This window comes from Roseospira marina (assembly GCF_014197855.1).
Lineage (GTDB): Bacteria > Pseudomonadota > Alphaproteobacteria > Rhodospirillales > Rhodospirillaceae > Rhodospira > Rhodospira marina.
On record NZ_JACIGJ010000002.1, the window covers coordinates 127,693 to 143,903 of the forward strand.

At 66.7% G+C, this 16,211-nt stretch carries 13 protein-coding genes; 7 read left to right on the forward strand and 6 right to left on the reverse strand.

Annotation, left to right across the window (positions count from 1 at the left end):
- Positions 1-92: 92 nt before the first annotated feature.
- A complete protein-coding gene (locus tag GGD82_RS03120; protein WP_150061063.1) occupies positions 93-1,493 on the forward strand; it encodes an oligosaccharide flippase family protein in 1,401 nt (466 codons plus the stop codon).
- A gap of 215 nt (positions 1,494-1,708) precedes the next feature.
- Here the strand turns inward: GGD82_RS03120 and ppdK are convergent, their stop codons facing one another.
- The 3 genes from ppdK to GGD82_RS03135 are packed head-to-tail and all read right to left on the reverse strand — an operon-like array spanning position 1,709 to position 7,549.
- The gene (ppdK, locus tag GGD82_RS03125; RefSeq protein WP_150061062.1) at positions 1,709-4,393 is read right to left on the reverse strand and encodes a pyruvate, phosphate dikinase; all 2,685 of its coding nucleotides are present in this window, start codon (positions 4,391-4,393) and stop codon (positions 1,709-1,711) included.
- Between the two features lie 6 nt (positions 4,394-4,399).
- On the reverse strand, positions 4,400-6,634 hold the full coding sequence (glyS, locus tag GGD82_RS03130) for a glycine--tRNA ligase subunit beta (RefSeq protein WP_150061061.1): 2,235 nt from the start codon (positions 6,632-6,634) through the stop codon (positions 4,400-4,402).
- A gap of 3 nt (positions 6,635-6,637) precedes the next feature.
- Positions 6,638-7,549 (reverse strand): glycine--tRNA ligase subunit alpha, encoded by a 912-nt coding sequence (locus GGD82_RS03135; RefSeq protein WP_150061060.1) that lies wholly within the window; start codon positions 7,547-7,549, stop codon positions 6,638-6,640.
- Between the two features lie 329 nt (positions 7,550-7,878).
- On the opposite strand from GGD82_RS03135, the gene GGD82_RS03140 reads away from it, so the two are divergent.
- The 5 genes from GGD82_RS03140 (at position 7,879) to GGD82_RS03160 (ending at position 13,684) form a co-directional block, all read left to right on the forward strand.
- Positions 7,879-8,484 (forward strand): MamS/MamX family magnetosome protein, encoded by a 606-nt coding sequence (locus GGD82_RS03140; RefSeq protein ID WP_150061059.1) that lies wholly within the window; start codon positions 7,879-7,881, stop codon positions 8,482-8,484.
- A 243-nt stretch (positions 8,485-8,727) separates the two neighbouring features.
- Entirely contained in the window at positions 8,728-9,753 is a 1,026-nt protein-coding gene (locus GGD82_RS03145; RefSeq protein ID WP_150061058.1) for a DctP family TRAP transporter solute-binding subunit, read from the forward strand.
- 109 nt (positions 9,754-9,862) lie between these two features.
- Positions 9,863-10,393 carry a TRAP transporter small permease gene (locus GGD82_RS03150; RefSeq protein WP_150061057.1) on the forward strand — a complete coding sequence of 177 codons (531 nt, stop codon included), beginning with the start codon at positions 9,863-9,865 and terminating at the stop codon, positions 10,391-10,393.
- Positions 10,390-11,685, forward strand: coding sequence for a TRAP transporter large permease (locus tag GGD82_RS03155; protein ID WP_150061056.1), 1,296 nt, complete (start codon positions 10,390-10,392; stop codon positions 11,683-11,685). The genes GGD82_RS03150 and GGD82_RS03155 overlap by 4 nt, the downstream gene beginning before the upstream one ends.
- Before the next feature lie 91 nt (positions 11,686-11,776).
- The gene (locus GGD82_RS03160) at positions 11,777-13,684 is read left to right on the forward strand and encodes an ATP-binding protein (RefSeq protein ID WP_150061055.1); all 1,908 of its coding nucleotides are present in this window, start codon (positions 11,777-11,779) and stop codon (positions 13,682-13,684) included.
- Between the two features lie 4 nt (positions 13,685-13,688).
- Here the strand turns inward: GGD82_RS03160 and GGD82_RS03165 are convergent, their stop codons facing one another.
- Entirely contained in the window at positions 13,689-13,958 is a 270-nt protein-coding gene (locus GGD82_RS03165; RefSeq protein ID WP_150061054.1) for a hypothetical protein, read from the reverse strand.
- Between the two features lie 132 nt (positions 13,959-14,090).
- Here GGD82_RS03165 and GGD82_RS03170 point away from each other — a divergent pair, with 132 nt between their 5' ends.
- The gene (locus tag GGD82_RS03170; RefSeq protein WP_150061053.1) at positions 14,091-14,588 is read left to right on the forward strand and encodes a PAAR domain-containing protein; all 498 of its coding nucleotides are present in this window, start codon (positions 14,091-14,093) and stop codon (positions 14,586-14,588) included.
- 45 nt (positions 14,589-14,633) lie between these two features.
- On the opposite strand, the gene map is transcribed toward GGD82_RS03170, so the two are convergent.
- Both map and sfsA read right to left on the reverse strand, forming a co-directional pair.
- The gene (gene map, locus GGD82_RS03175; protein ID WP_150061052.1) at positions 14,634-15,446 is read right to left on the reverse strand and encodes a type I methionyl aminopeptidase; all 813 of its coding nucleotides are present in this window, start codon (positions 15,444-15,446) and stop codon (positions 14,634-14,636) included.
- Positions 15,446-16,168 (reverse strand): DNA/RNA nuclease SfsA, encoded by a 723-nt coding sequence (sfsA, locus tag GGD82_RS03180; protein WP_150061051.1) that lies wholly within the window; start codon positions 16,166-16,168, stop codon positions 15,446-15,448. Before sfsA ends, map begins: the two co-directional genes overlap by 1 nt.
- Positions 16,169-16,211 lie beyond the last annotated feature (43 nt).

A 16,211-nucleotide genomic window follows, 5' to 3' on the forward strand; every position in this document is an offset into this window, starting at 1 on the left:
AAACGGCCGGCCGCGCACCTTCGTGCGGTTCCGCGACGACCACCACCCTGAGGCCACACGGTGGCGATCCAATTGAAAAGGCCGTCCACACGATGCTGAAGAGCAGTCTGGTTCTGGTGGGGGGGCGGGCCTCCGAAGCGATCCTTCGCTTTCTGCGCAACATCATCCTGGCGCGCCTGATCGGGGTGGAGGACTACGGCATCGCCGGAACCTTCCTGATCGTCCTTAGCTTCATCGAACTGCTGACCGACCTCGCGCTTGACCGGTTGATCGTGCAGGACCGCGACGGCGCGAGTCCGCGCTTCGTCGCCACCATTCAGGCCCTGATGGTGTTGCGGGCGATCGTGATGTCGGCGGTGCTGTTCGTGCTGGCCGGGGTGATCGCGGACCTGTTCAACCAGCCGGACCTCATCTGGGCCTACCAACTCTTCGCCGTCATTCCCTTGATTCGCGGCCTCTATAACGTCGCCGTCGTGTGCCAGCAGCGCGATATGCGGTTCGGCAAGGAGATGACGGCGCTGGTCGCCAGTCTTGTGGCGACGCTTGTCGTGGTCGCGCCGATGGCCCTTCTCCTCGAAGACTACCGCGTGATTCTGGTGATCCTGGTGGTCGAGAATCTGGTCCGGAGCGGCGTCAGCCTGGCGATCTCGGATCGCCCGTTCCGCCTCGCCTGGGATGGCGCGGTCCTACGGCGCGCCCTCGCCTTCGGGGCGCCGCTGACCCTCAGCGGCCTGATGATGTTCTTCATCGCACAAGGCGATCGCGTCGCGATCGCCACCCAGTTCACGGCCCACGACCTGGGCCTGTTCACGGCCGCCGTCAACCTGATGATGGTGCCCTATCTGCTCGCGTCCCGCATCAGCGCCAGCTTCTTCAACCCGCTGCTGTCGCGCCAGCGGGACAATCCAGACGCATTTTCCCGTCAAGCCACCATAGCCGTGCAGGCCATGCTGCTGATGGGGGGCCTGAATATCGTGGGCTTTGCGGTTCTGGGGCCGCCCGTATTCCTGCTGGGGTTTGGCCCCAGCTTCGCCGGCGCCGTGCCCTTCCTGGTACCGCTGGCCACCATGTTCGGGGTCCGTCTGGCTCGGCAAGGCTTTGTGTCGATTCTTCTGGCCCGGGGGCGAACCACCTACGTGTTGATGTCCAACGTCGTGCGCGCCCTGTTCCTGCCGCTGCTGTTCGTCGTGGCTGCGCTCGGCGGATCGGTCTGGGACGTGATCGCCGTTGGTCTGGTCGGCGAAGTCGTGACGTTCATCGTCTCCGCCGTGCTGGTCACCCGCCGCCTGCACCTCGGCGCCGCACTGTGGCGCGCACGAATCCCTCTCATCCTGGGCGCCGGGCTCGCCGTGGCAGCGATGGCCCTCCCCCTCCTGGGCGCAAACCGACTGACCCTGTTCATCACGACGGGATCCCTGCTGGCGGTGATGGGTCTGTTCTGCCCAGACGTCCTGAAAAGCGGCCTCAGGCAAATTCGCGCGCGGACCGGCTGACAGCAAAACGGGGCGGGCGACACTTGCCGCCCGCCCCGCGTTCCCGCGTATACGACGCCGATACCAGCGTGGACCGGCGTGGGCGGATCGCCTCGCATTTGGCCCAATAGCAAGGAGCGTATGCGAGGCGTGGATCCGCCCAAACTCTTTGATTTAGAGCCGATTCACGTGATCGATCTGAAACACGAGGTGAGCCAGATCGATCACGATCGGCTCTAGCGATCCACTTCGGCCCCCTTCCCCTTCAGGAGCACGGACTGCGCCGCCGCCAAGCGGGCGATCGGCACGCGGTACGGCGAGCACGACACGTACGCCAGCCCGACCTGTTCACAGAAGTGAATCGAATCCGGATCGCCGCCGTGCTCGCCACAGATGCCGAGCTTGATATCCGACCGGGTTGCCCGGCCGCGTTCCGCCGCGATCTGCACCATCTCACCGACGCCGTCCACATCGATGCTCTGGAACGGATCGCGCGCGTAGATGCCCTTCTGGCCATAGACGTCGAGGAACGGCCCGGAGTCATCGCGCGACATGCCCAGGGTCGTCTGCGTCAGGTCATTGGTGCCGAAGCTGAAGAACTCGGCGTGCTCCGCGATCTTCCCGGCCTGGAGGCACGCGCGGGGCAGCTCGATCATGGTCCCGACGTGATAGGCGATCTCCTTGCCCTTGAGGGCAAAGGTTTCCTGCGCGACGCGATCGACCAGCGCGCGCATCGGCTCCAGTTCTTTCACCGAACCGACCAGCGGGATCATAACCTCGGGCAACACCGTGGTCCCAGCGGTCTCGGAGACTTCCAGCGCCGCCTCGAAAATGGCGCGGGCCTGCATCTCGTAGACCTCGGGATAGGTGATCCCCAGGCGGCACCCGCGATGGCCAAGCATCGGGTTCGCTTCCTGAAGCATCGTCACCCGGCTCTTCACCAGGGCCGGATCGGCCTTGGCGGCCGCCGCGACATCGGCGATCTCCGCCTCGGAATGCGGCAGGAACTCATGCAGCGGCGGGTCCAGCAGACGCACGGTCACCGGCAGCCCCTGCATGATGCGGAACACCTCGACGAAGTCCTGGCGCTGGTACGGCAGGAGGTGCTCCAGCGCCGCCCGCCGGCCCGCCTCGTCCTCGGCCAGGATCATCTGACGGATATGGATGATGCGCTTCGGATCGAAGAACATGTGCTCGGTCCGGCACAGACCCACGCCCTCGGCGCCGAACTTGCGCGCCGTGGTGCAGTCCTCGGCCGTCTCGGCGTTGGCGCGCACCTTCATGCGCCGCACCGCGTCGGCCCATTCCATCAGGTCGGCGAAATCGCCGCTCAGCTCCGGCTGCAGCGTCGGCACCTCGCCCAGGAACACCTCGCCCTTGGCGCCGTCCAGGGTGATGACGTCGCCCTCACGGACGACGGTGCCGCGCACGGTCATGGTCTTGGCGTTGTAGTCCACCCGGATGTCACCGGCCCCGGCCACGCAGGGCACACCCATGCCACGGGCAACCACGGCGGCGTGGCTGGTCATGCCGCCGCGCGTGGTCAGAATGCCCTGGGAGACATGCATGCCGCCGATGTCCTCGGGCGAGGTCTCCACGCGCACCAGAACGACCTTGTGGCCCTTCTGCGCCCAGGCTTCCGCCTCGTCGGCGGTGAACACCACCTGACCCGAGGCCGCGCCGGGCGACGCCGGCAGACCACGCGCCAGCAGGTCGCGCGCGGCGTTCGGGTCGAGCATCGGATGCAGGAGCTGATCGAGCTGTTCCGGCTGCACACGCAGAATGGCCGTTTCCTTGTCGATCAGGCCCTCGTTGCACATGTCCACCGCGACCTTGAGCGCGGCGGCGGCGGTGCGCTTGCCGTTGCGGGTCTGGAGCATCCAGAGCTTATCCTTCTGGATGGTGAACTCCATGTCCTGCATGTCTTTGTAATGCTTTTCAAGGCGGTCGCGAATAGCGACAAGTTCCTTGTAGATCACCGGCATGGTCTCTTCCATGGCCGGCAGATCCGACTGGTTCTTCTCCTTGCCGGCAATGGAGATGTTCTGCGGCGTCCGGATCCCGGCCACCACGTCCTCGCCCTGCGCGTTGACGAGATACTCACCGTAGAACACGTTCTCACCGGTCGAGGGATCGCGGGTGAAGCACACGCCGGTGGCGGAATCGTTGCCCATGTTGCCGAACACCATGGCCTGGACGTTGACAGCCGTCCCCCAGTGCTCGGGAATATGATGCAGGCGCCGGTAGGTCTTTGCGCGCTGGTTCATCCAGCTTCCGAACACCGCGCCGACCGCGCCCCACAACTGGTCGATCGGGTCCTCGGGGAAGGCACTGCCGAGCTGCTCAAGGACCTTTTCCTTGTAGACGCCGACCAGATGCTTCCAGTCCTCGGCGGTCACATCCGTGTCGAGGCGGTAACCCTTGTCTTCCTTCAGGGCCTCCAGGATTTCCTCGAAGTGATAGTGGTCCACGCCCAGCACCACGTCGGAGTACATGGTGACGAAGCGGCGGTAACTGTCATAGGCGAACCGGGCGTCCCCGGACAGCGCGATCAAGCCCTGCACCGTGGTGTCGTTGAGGCCGAGGTTCAGGACGGTGTCCATCATGCCCGGCATGGAGGTCCGGGCGCCCGAGCGCACCGAGACCAGAAGCGGATTCTGCGCATCCCCGAACTTGGCGCCCATGATCGTCTCGATCCGGGCGAGCGCCTCCATGACCTGACCCTTGAGGTCGTCGGGATAGGTTTCGTTGTTGTCGTAGTAGTAGGTGCACAGCTCCGTCGTAATGGTGAAGCCCGCCGGAACGGGAACACCAAGGGAGCTCATTTCCGCCAGGTTGGCACCCTTGCCACCCAACAGGTTTTTCATGTCGGCACGACCCTCGGCCTGGCCGTCACCGAAGAAGTAGACCCACTTCGACATGTTCCCTCACCCTTCGATTTTTGAGAAATCGGCCACAGTGCTCATGGCCAGTTCAATGCGTGACAGCAGGCGCAGGCGGTTGCGGCGAAGAGACGGATCGTCGGCGTTGACGGTCACGGTGTCAAAGAAGGCATCCACGGGCGCACGCAACGCGGCCAGCGCCGCCATGGCCTCCTCGAACCGCTCGGCCTCCACCGCCCGCCCCGTGCGGGCATCCGTGTCGGACAAGGCCGAGAACAGAGACGTTTCTTCGTCCGTGTTCAGTAGATCGGCCGCCACGTCCTGTTCGGCGTACTGGACGACGTCCTTTCGTTCCTCGATCCGGACGATATTCGCCGCCCGCCGATAGGCCGTCAGCAGGTTTGCTCCGTCATCACTGTCCACGAACCGGGCCAATGCGTCGACCCGGGCCAGCAGACGAACCAAGTCGTCCTCGTCCCCAAGCGCAAACACCGCAGCGATCAGGTCATGCCGAACCCCCCGATCCCTGAGGTGCACTTTCAGGCGGTCCGCGAAGAACGCCAGCAGGTCGTCCAACGCGGTTTCGGACCAGTTGCGGTCCATTTCAGCGGAGGCGGTCGTCGCGGCCGCTCCCGTGTCCTGCTCAGCCCGGACGCGCTCCTGCGCCTGGCGAATATACGCGGTGCGGGAGGCCCCGAAGGCCGCCAGCAAAGGAAGACGCAGCCCGTTTTCCACCACCAGACGGATCACACCGAGCGCCGCGCGCCGCAACGCAAAGGGGTCGCGCGATCCCGTTGGTTTCTCGTCGATCATCCAGAAACCAACCAGTGTGTCAATCTTGTCGGCCAGCGCAACCACGATCGACACCGGGTCGCGCGGGCATCGATCCGACGGCCCCAGCGGCGAGTAATGATCGGCCACCGCCTCGGCCACGGGGCCGCGCTCGCCGTCGTGGCGCGCGTAATATCGGCCCATAACCCCTTGCAATTCCGGAAATTCACCGACCATGCCGGTGGTCAAGTCCGCCTTGCACAGGCGCACCGCCCGGTCGCACAGGTCCGCATCCGCGCCCGGAACCACACCCGCCAGATGAGCCGCGACGGCCCGCATCCGCTCCATCTTGTCGTGATCGGTGCCCAGTCGCGCATGAAACACCCGCGTCCGCAACTGCTCCACGCGCTCGGCCAGCGGCGTCTTGCGGTCCTGGTCCCAGAAGAATCGCGCGTCGGACAGACGTGCCCTTAGAACGCGCTCGTTGCCGGCCACGATCCGGGCACCGCCGTCGTCCGCGCGCGTGTTGGCGACGACGATGAAGCGGGGCGCCAGGGCTCCCTCCGCCGTCTCCAGGCTGAAATACTTCTGATGGCCGCGCATGGTGGTGGTCAGGACCTCCGGCGGCACATCCATGAACGCGTCATCGATTCGGCCCATCAGCACCTCGGGCCATTCCACCAGACCCGCCACCTCGTCGAGCAGGCCCGGATCCGGTTTCACGCGCAGGCCCTCGGCCGCGGCCAAGGCCGCAGCGCGCTCCTCGATCACCGCGGCGCGCTGCTCTGTCTCCAGCATGACGCAGGCATCGCCGAGCCCGGTGCAATAGTCCTTGAAAGTCCGCACGGCAAACGAGGCCGGCGCAAGGAAGCGATGCCCCCGCGTCTCGGCCCCGTACGGCAGGACCGTGATGCCGTCAGGCGCCTGCGCCGGATCGGGCACGAAGCTCGCCGACACGGCCGGGCCGGTGCCGTCGGACCGGGCTCCGGGCGTCGCGCCCAACGCCAGCCCGCCGGTCAGCGGCGCCCCGTCGAACACCGCGACGATGCTGTGCAGCGGCCGCACCCAGGCGAAGCCGTTGGCCGACCAGCGCATGGACTTGGGCCAGGGCATGGCGACGATGGCGTCATAGATCAGGGCGGGCAGGACGTCCGCCGTTGGGCGCCCCTTGTGCTCGATCACCGCGAACAGGACGGGCCCCTTCGGCGTCTCCCGCCGCTCCACCTGGTCGAGGGTCAGCCCGACCGACCCCAGGAAGCCCTGGATCGCCTTTTCGGGCGCGTCAGCCTTCGGCCCCTTACGCTCCTCGCGCGTGTCCGGCTGGGCCAGCGGCAAACCGTCGATGGCCAGGGCCAACCGGCGCGGCGTGCAGAACGCCTGCGCCGTCTCGAACGCCAGTCCGGCCTTTTTCAGCCCCTCGGTCACGAGGCGGCGAAGATCGTCGGCGGCCCGCCTTTGCATGCGGGCCGGGATCTCTTCCGACAGAAGTTCGATCAGCAGTTCCGCCATGGCTCAGCCCTCCGCCACGCCGACGGAGGCACCCGCTGGCAGATGGCCACGACTGGCCAGCCAACCCGCCGCGCATCCCTTGGCCAGCGCCCGTACCCGGCCGATATAGGCGGCGCGCTCGGTCACGGAGATCACGCCGCGCGCGTCCAGCAGATTGAAGCGGTGCGACGCCTTCAGACACTGGTCATAGGCCGGCAGCGCCAGCTTGGCGTCGAGCAGGCGGGCGCATTCCTTCTCTGCATCCTCGAAATGCCGGAACAAGGCCTCCGTGTCGGCGACCTCGAAGTTGTGGGCGGAATATTCCCGCTCCGCCTGGAGGAAGACGTCGCCGTATTTCACGCCCGCACCGTTGAAATCCAGGTCGTAGACGTTCTCGACCCCCTGCACATACATGGCCAGCCGCTCCAGCCCATAGGTCAGCTCCAGCGACACCGGGTCGCAGTCGAACCCACCGACCTGCTGGAAGTAGGTGAACTGCGACACCTCCATGCCGTCGCACCAAACCTCCCAGCCGAGGCCCCAGGCACCCAGGGTTGGGCTCTCCCAGTCGTCCTCGACGAAGCGGATATCGTGCTTCAACGGATCGATGCCCAGCACCCGCAGGCTGCCCAGATACAGCGCCTGCGCATCGGCCGGTGACGGCTTCATGATGACCTGGAACTGATAGTAGTGCTGCAGCCGGTTCGGGTTTTCACCATAGCGGCCGTCCGTCGGCCGGCGGGTGGGCTGCGCGTAGGCGGCGCTCCAAGGCTCCGGCCCCAGCGCGCGCAGGGTCGTGGCCGGATGGAACGTGCCCGCGCCGACCTCAAGATCGTAGGGCTGGAGAATCACGCAGCCCTGATCGGCCCAGTAGGACTGCAATCGAAAAATCAGAGCCTGAAAGCTCGGCGGATGCGCCGTCGCGGCGGTGGACATGGAGCGCTCAGTTTTCCTGGAGATGAAGCGGAAGGCGTCGGCAAGCTAGCGGCCGGCTCGGAGACGGTCAAGGCAACCGCCGAACCGGGACCGGGACGCAACGCTGCCCCGACCCCGCCGCACAGCGACCGCGCCGAGCCTCATGATATACTACCAATACCGCTCTCGGGAATTCGCGCGCGAGACAATCGGTGCGTCACGCTGCGGGAGAGGTGGGTCCGGTGTCGATCAACCCCGTGCGTGGCCCCTCGGACCCTCATGATGACAGGAGGGTCGAACGGGCGCGCGCCCCCGGCGGACAGTGCCACTCCTGACGCAGGAGGTCCGTCATGACCTGCATCAACACCCTTCAATCGGCCCCGATCATCGCCGCGCCCATGGCCGCGCCCATGGCCGCGCTTCTGGGGCTCGGACTTCTCCTCGCCGGCCCGGCGCAGGCGCAACGGGGCCTGGGCGATGCCGAGGGGATCGTCCGACAGGGCACCCCCACCACAACAAAGGCCATGGCCGGCCGCGTCGTTGCCGTCGAAGACGCGCCCTGCGCAATGACCACCGGCCGGGCATCGGTGGGCGCGCACCTCATCCTGGACACGGACGACGGCACCCGGATCAACCTGCACCTCGGGCCGGTGGCCGCCGTGCCGGATCTGCTCGACGCCGTGACGCCGGGCACCCGCATTGAAACTGAGACCTTCCGCACCGAGGCCATGCCCGCTGATGCCGCCATCGCCCGCACGGTTCAGGTCGGCGACCTGACCTTTGAACTGCGCGATGCTGCGTTGCGCCCGCGCTGGCGCATCGGCGCCTCCGGCCGAGGCGCCGGTATGGGCGGAGGTATGGGCATGGGATCGGGCATGGGACCGGGACGCGGTATGGGCGCAGCCCCAGGCTCGCAACCGCGTGACGGGACCGGCATGGGGCCATGCGGGTGGTAGCGGCCTGATTCCCGGCCATCCCCTCTTTCGCCCCTCAGGCCGGTGCGGTAAGACCATTCCGGTGTGTCTCGGCAACGGGTCACGAAACAAACGCACCGGCCCGGGGGGATCATACGGTCACGACCGATCGCACAGCGGTCGCGCGACGCAAGGTCGATACCTCGGACCGGCGGTCTTTCGCGGGCCCCCAGGGCGGGCGCCAGCGGTCCCTTCGGAATAAAAAGCCCGTCAGGAGGAAACCCGATGACGTTCAAGACCCTGCTTGCCGCCGCCGGCGCGACCGTGGCGGTGGCGCTGACCGGCCCGGTGGCGCACGCCGCCGACTACAAGGACGAATACAAGGTCTCCACCGTTCTGCCGGCGCCCTTCCCCTGGGGTATCGCGGCCGACGAATGGGTCCGTCTGGTGGCGGAGCGCACGGACGGACGCATCAACATGAAGGTCTATTCCGGCACGCAACTCGTGGCGGGAGAGCAGACCAAGGAATTCAACGCCATGCGGCGCGGCGCCATCGACATGGCGGTGGGCTCGACCATCAATTGGTCGCCGCAGATCGTCGAGATGAACCTGTTCGCCATGCCGTTCCTGCTGCCGGACTACGCGGCGCTCGACGCCCTGACCAACGGCCCGGTCGGGGACCGTCTGTTCGAGATCATCCGCGAGAACGGCGTGGAGCCGCTCGCCTGGGCCGAGAATGGCTTCCGCGAGGTCACCAACTCCCAGCACCCGATCGAGACCCCGGCCGACCTTGAAGGCCTGAAGATGCGCGTCGTCGGCTCTCCGCTGTTCAACGACACGTTCACCGCGCTCGGCGCCAACCCTGTGCAGATGAGTTGGGCCGACGCCAAGCCCGCCCTGACGACCGGCGCCGTGGACGGCCAGGAAAACCCGCTGACCGTATACAGCGTCGCCAAGATGCACGAGATCGGCCAGCAGTACATCACCACCTGGCACTATGTCGCCGACCCGCTGATCTTCGCCGTCAGCGACAAGGCCTGGGGCGATTTCACGCCGGAGGATCAGGAGATCCTGCGGCAGGCGGCCATTGATGCCGGCCGCGCCGGGATCGAGGCTGCGCGCGCGGGCCTGACCGACGAAGACGACAGCATGATCCAGGAGATCAAAGGCCACGGCGTAACCGTGACCCGCCTGACCGAGGAGCAGCGTCAGGCCTTCGTCGAAGCCACCCGCGACGTCTACGACGCGTGGAAGGCCAAGATCGGCCCCGATCTGGTCGAGATGGCCGAGGAGTCCATCGCCAACCGCTGATCCGCCCGGTCCCAATCCAACCGCGCCCATCAGCCGACCAACGACGAACGCCATCAGGTCCGGGCCGACCGCCGGCGCGGGCCTGATCCTTCCGCAGAGTGATCCCACCATGCCCGCATCCGACCCGTCCGCGCATCGGCCCAACCGCGACGATGACGCGCCCCCCTCGCCCCGACGGTTCCGCATGGAGGAGGTGGTGGGGGCGACCGCGATGGCGATCATCTGCGTGATCAGCTTCGCCAACGTGGTGGTGCGCTATGCCACCAACGTGTCGTTCGCGTTCACCGAGGAGGTGTCGGTCTTCCTGCTGGTGGTGCTGACGTTCGTCGGCGCCGCGTTGGCCTTCGCCACCGACGACCACATCCGCATCACGGTGCTGGTCCGTCGCCTCGGCCCGATCGGACGCGGGATCTGCGACGCCCTGTCGATGCTGGCGGCCGTGATTCTGTTCGGGGTTCTAGCGTACTACGGCGCCCTTCTGACCTGGGAGGAATACAGCTGGGGCGAGACCTCCCCCGCCCTGGGCTATCCGACCTGGATTTACACGATCTGGCTGCCCCTGCTCTCCCTGTTAATCCTGGCGCGCGTTCTGGCGCCGCGTCTCTCCGGCCTGGTGCGGCGCGCGAGGGCCGACCGATGACCGCCAACCTCGTTCTTCTGCTGGGCTTCATCGTCCTGCTGATGGCCGGAACGCCGGTCGCCGTGGCCCTGGGCATGGCCGGGCTCGCCGCCATCTTCGTCGGCCTGGACATGTACGCCGTCGGCAACACGGCGACCATCGCCTACACCAGCATCGCCAAGTACCCCCTGATCGCCATCCCGCTGTTCATCCTGACCGGTATGATCTTCGAACGGTCGGGCGTCGCCGCCCGGCTGGTACGGCTCGCCCAGGCCGTGGTTGGGCCAAGGCGTGGCGGGCTGGCGCTGGTGGCCATCCTGGTCTGCCTCATCATGGGCGGCATGTCCGGGTCCGGCCCGGCGGACGCCGCCGCCGTCGCCACCGTGCTGATCCCCAGCATGATGAAGGCCGGCTACCCCCGCGCCTTCTCGGCCAGCATCATCGCCGCCTCGGCCTCCACGGCCATCCTGATCCCGCCGTCCATCGCCTTGATTGTCTATTCCATCATGGTGCCCGGCACCGACCTGCGTGCCCTGTTCGCTGCCGGCATCGTGCCGGGCATCCTGGCGGGCGCGGCCGTGGCGCTGCCGGCGCTCCTGCTGAGCCGCCACCATGGCTTCGGCGCGGAGGAGGACGCGGGCCGCCCCCCGCTCGGCCGCAGTCTGGCCGAAGCCCTGCCCGGCCTGCTGGCGCCGATCATCATCCTCGGCGGCCTGCGCTCCGGCCTGTTCACGCCGACCGAGGCGGCCGTGGTGGCCGTAGCCTACGGCATGATCGTCGGCGTCTTCCTGCACCGGACCATGGGCCTGCGCGACATCGCCCGCGTGCTGGCGGACTCGGCCTCCGTTTCCGCGGTGGTGATGATCATCATCTCCCTCGCGGGCATTTTCGCCTGGGCCGGCTCCACCCTGGGCGCGTTCGATGCCGCCGCCGAACTGATCCTGACGCTGTCCGACAACGCCATCGTCGTCCTGCTGATGGTCATGGTCGTGTTGCTGCTGGCCGGCATGGTGCTCGACGGCGTGTCGATCTACCTCATTACGCTGCCGCTCCTGATCCCGATCATGACCACGTTCGGCTGGAACCCCGTGTGGTTCGGCGTGCTGATGGCGATGAACATCGCGGTCGGGCAGTTCACGCCCCCGGTCGCGGTCAACCTGATGGTGACGGCAAAGATCGCGGGGGTGCCCATCGAATCCACCGTTCGCTGGGTGCTATGGCCGATCGTCGCCATGCTGATTGCTATGGGACTGGTGATCGCCTTTCCGGGCCTCGCCCTGTGGCTCCCCGAAACCATGGGTTTTCGCATCTGACTCGTGTGCATCGCCGCTGGGCTTCTCTGCACGGACACTGTACGATTACGATTGTTCGTTCACGTGCAGAGTCGAAGGGAACCCGAGGACGGTGGCGCTCCCCCGAAACGTCCTAGTCCTGCCGGATGACACCCACGCCCTGAACGCCACCATCGCGGCGGTTCCGGTGCCATGCACGCTAAATGACTGGACCACGGGCGCGATCCTGACCTTGAACCGGCACATGCGGACGCTGGTTGGGCTCGCTCCGGATGCGCCCCTCGACGACGTGACCACCAACCGCTTCTACGTCAGCCCGACCCGGCGGGCCGAACTGGTCACCACGCTTCAAGAAACGGGCTTGGTGCAAGATGTCGAGTTCGACGCGGTCCGTCTCGACGGCACACATGTGCCCTGTCTGGCCTCCTACCAGGCGGCGCGCTGGCGCGGCCAGATCGTTATTCTGGCCTGCCTGACCGACATTTCCGCCCGCAAGGCCGCCGAGCGCGCACTGCGCGAGAGCGAAAAGAAGTATCGCGCGATCACCGAGAACACCAGCGACGTGGTCTGGCAGCTCGACCTGGACCTGACCATCCGCGAGGTCGCGGGAGGCCATCAGGTGCTCGCGTGGCTTGACCGCGCCCCCCTGATCGGCCAGCGCGCTCAGGTCGCGTTCACACCGGACGGCGCAGCGCACCTGGAACAGGCGATGCGGAGGCGTATCGATCAGGAGCGCCGGGGCGTCCCGACCACCACCACTCGCCATGAGATCGAAGCCGTGAACCGTCACGGCGAGCGGCTGTGGGTCGAACTGATGGTGTATCCGCATCGCGACGAGACCGACGCCCTGGTGGGCCTGTTCGGGGTCATGCGCGACATCTCCGAGCGGCGGCGCGCGAACGAAGCCCTGCGCCACAGTGAAACCCTGTTCCGCCACCTGTTCGATGCCAATCCGGTGGTCAAGCTGCTGGTCGATCCAGCCACCGGGCGGATCGTCAAGGCGAATCCCTGCGCGGCCCGCTTCTATGGGGCCTCGCTCGATGCCATGCGGAACGAGCCCCTGGCCCGTTTCGTGGTGACGGATCCCACCGACACGACTCCGTTCCTGGACGCGCTGCGAGACGCAGCCGCCCACGACGGCGCCGTGGTGGAGCAGACTCACCGGCTCGAAACGGGTGCTACCCGCCGGGTCGCGGCCCACGTGTCGTATGCCGATGTCGCCATCGAGACCGTCGAGTCACGGCGCCTTCTGAACATCAGCCTGTTCGATATCACGGATCGCACCCAGCAAGCCGAGAACCTGCGGCGGCACAATATCGCGGTGCGGGATTTCTCGGCCGCCGTGTCCCATGACCTGCAGGAGCCGCTCCGCATGGTCTCAAGCTACCTGGGTCTTGTCCGTCGGCACCTGGGCGAGACGATCACGCCGGACATCCAGGAGTTCATTGAATACGCCACAGACGGCACAGCGCGGATGCGGTCCATGCTCCACGACCTGCTGGCCTATGCCCGCTTGGACACCGATGCCCGCCCGCTGCAGTCGGTGGCATTGTCCGCCACGGTCCAGACCGTGCTCGATATGATGCGTCTGCGCCTGGACGAGATCGGCGCGTTGGTCACCGTGGCCCCCGATCTGCCCGCGGTGCGTGGAACGCCGGATCAGATTGTGAGTCTGATTCAAAACCTGATCGGCAATGCGCTGCGCTATCGCGCGCACGACCGCCGCCTTGAGATCACCGTGGACTGGGCCCCGCAGGACGCCATGGTCGAGGTCCGCATACACGACAATGGCATCGGCATCGCCCCGCAGGACCATGACCGCGTGTTCGGCGTGTTCCAGCGCCTGAGCCTCGCCACCGACGGGGAGCCTGGAACCGGCATGGGACTAGCGATTTGCCGGCGGATCGTCCACCGCCACGGCGGCCAGATCGGGATCGCGTCCACCCCAGGCGCCGGAACCACGTTCCGATTCACGCTGCCACTGGCTCCATCGGAGCCCTGTCTAAGGCCTGCTCCGTAGTAGATCAGGGCGCCACACGAAACGCCTCCGGCTCCAGGGTCGGATCAAAGCAGACCACGACACCACGCCCGATGGCGGGAAATGGAACCGCTCCGTCGGGGCGCGCGTCCTCCGGTGCCACGCGCTGCCCCCCGGCGGTGAACCCGATCATGCGTACCTTGCCGCTGGCGAACACCTGCAAATAGAGATCGAAGCCCACGAACACGGCTTCGGCGGGAACGGGATGGGTAGCGATGGCCCGCCCCAGGTTTCTCAGGCTTTCGCTCCGGCTCATGATGACACCCGTATCGGCGTAACGGCGGCGGGACGATGTGGGCCCGGGCCGGATTGTGCTGACCCCGATCTTGCGCACAAGGTCGCTGGTGGGCAAGCTGGAGCCTATTCCCATCCCGAAAGGAGATCCGCCATGGGCCGCCCCGCCGCCCGAGTCACGGACAACGTGGCGCATCCCCTGCCCCCCGTGCTGACGCCGGGCCCGGGATCGTTCAACGTTCTGATCGGCAAACTGCCGGCGTGGCGCGGCGTGCCGGCCGCCGTCGCCGGGGGACTCCAGGCCGCGAAACAGGCCTCGGACGCCGTTATCAAAACCGCCGAAGCCGCAAGCACGGCCGCAGCCGGAACGCCCGGCGCGCCCGCCGCCAAGGCCGCGGAGGAAACGACCAAGGCCACGGCCGCGGCCTCGATGGGAAGCATGATCAGCGGCGCGGCCGGCGGCGCCGACATTCACGCCTGCGCAACCCCGCTGCCGATTCCGCCGCACGGTGGCGGCGTCGTGATCGACGGCAGCGCCACCGTCCTAACGAACAAGCTCCCGCAGTGCCGCTTGGGCGACACCGTGCTGGAGCCGGTCGGCCCACCCAACAAAATCGTAAGGGGTGAGTTCACGGTTCTGGTCGGAGGATGAGTCGGGGACGAACGGCCAGATCCCCCCGGATCTCCGGAAAAGGGGTTACGCGCCCTCGTACGGCGGGCAGTGCCAGCCCTTGGGCGATTCGGTGAAGATCTCGATGCCGTCGGCGGTGATGCCGATCGTGTGCTCGAACTGGGCCGACAGGGAGCGGTCCTTGGTCACGGCCGTCCAGCCGTCCGCGAGAATCTTGGTTTCCCACCGGCCCGCGTTGATCATCGGTTCGACGGTAAAGATCATGCCCTCGCGCAACACAGTGCCGGTGCCGGGCTGGCCGAAATGCATCACGCTGGGCGCGGTGTGGAAGACGCGCCCCACCCCATGCCCACAGAAATCCCGCACCACGGAATACCGATGCCCCTCCGCGAACGTCTGGATGGCATGGCCGATATCGCCCAGGGTCGCCCCCGGCCGGATCACAGCCAGCCCGCGCATCAGGGACTCATAGGTCACCTCGCACAGACGCCGCGCCTTCACACCAACGTTCCCGACATAAAACATGCGGCTGGAATCGCCGTGCCAGCCGTCCAGGATGGGCGTCACGTCAATGTTGACGATATCGCCGTCCTTCAGCGTCTTCGGCCCCGGGATACCGTGGCAGACCACATGATTGATCGAGGTGCAAATGCTCTTCGGGAAGCCTTTGTAGTTCAGCGGCGCCGAGATGGCGCCGTGATCCGCGACGAAGGTCGCGCACAGACGATCCAGCTCCTCGGTGGTGACGCCCGGCTTCACATAGGGCGTGATGAAATCGAGGGTCTCGGCCGCCAGCCGTCCTGCCCGCCGCATGGCGGCGAACGCATCCGACCCATGGAGGGCCACCTGGGACTCGGAACGGGCAGCGGCTTCAGTCATCACGAGATTCGGTCCAGATTGATGGGAAGGGAGTCGGCGACGACAATTCGACCCGGTGTGACAGTGCACGCAAGGCACACCGCCTCCACCCCGAGCGAACGCGCGCGTTCGAGGGCTTCTAGATAAGCGGGATCAATATCGCCTGCAATGCGCAACGCGCCACAATCGCCGCGCTGCACAAGATAAACCATCACGGCGCGGTGGCCGGCCGCCACCATGTCCACAAGTTCGTCGAGGTGTTTCGCGCCACGCGCGGTGACCGCGTCGGGGAACTCGGCCGGCGCGCCGGGGCCCGGATCGCGCTTCATGTGCACGTTCTTGATCTCGACATAGCAGGTCCGCCGCTGCGGGCTTTCCAGCAGGATGTCGATCCGGCTGTTTCGGCCGTATTTCACCTCGCGGCGCAGCGACTCATAGCCGGTCAGGCTCGGGATCCGACCCTCCGTGATGGCCTCGGCCACGATGGCGTTGGGACGGTTCGTGTTGATACCGACCAGATGGCCGTTCACCCGCACCAGTTCCCAGGTATAGCGCAGCTTGCGGTTGGGATTGTCGGCCTCCGACAGCCACACCTCCGCCCCGTCCGGCTTGACGGTCAACATCGACCCCGAATTGGCACAATGCGCGGTGACGCGCGTACCGTCCTCCAGGTCGACATCGGCCATGAAACGCTTGTAGCGGCGCACCAGGGTGCCGCGGATTAGAGGAGCGGGAAAATCCATGGAGGCTCGTTCGTCTTCCGTACGGGTGGGGCGGGCCAGATCG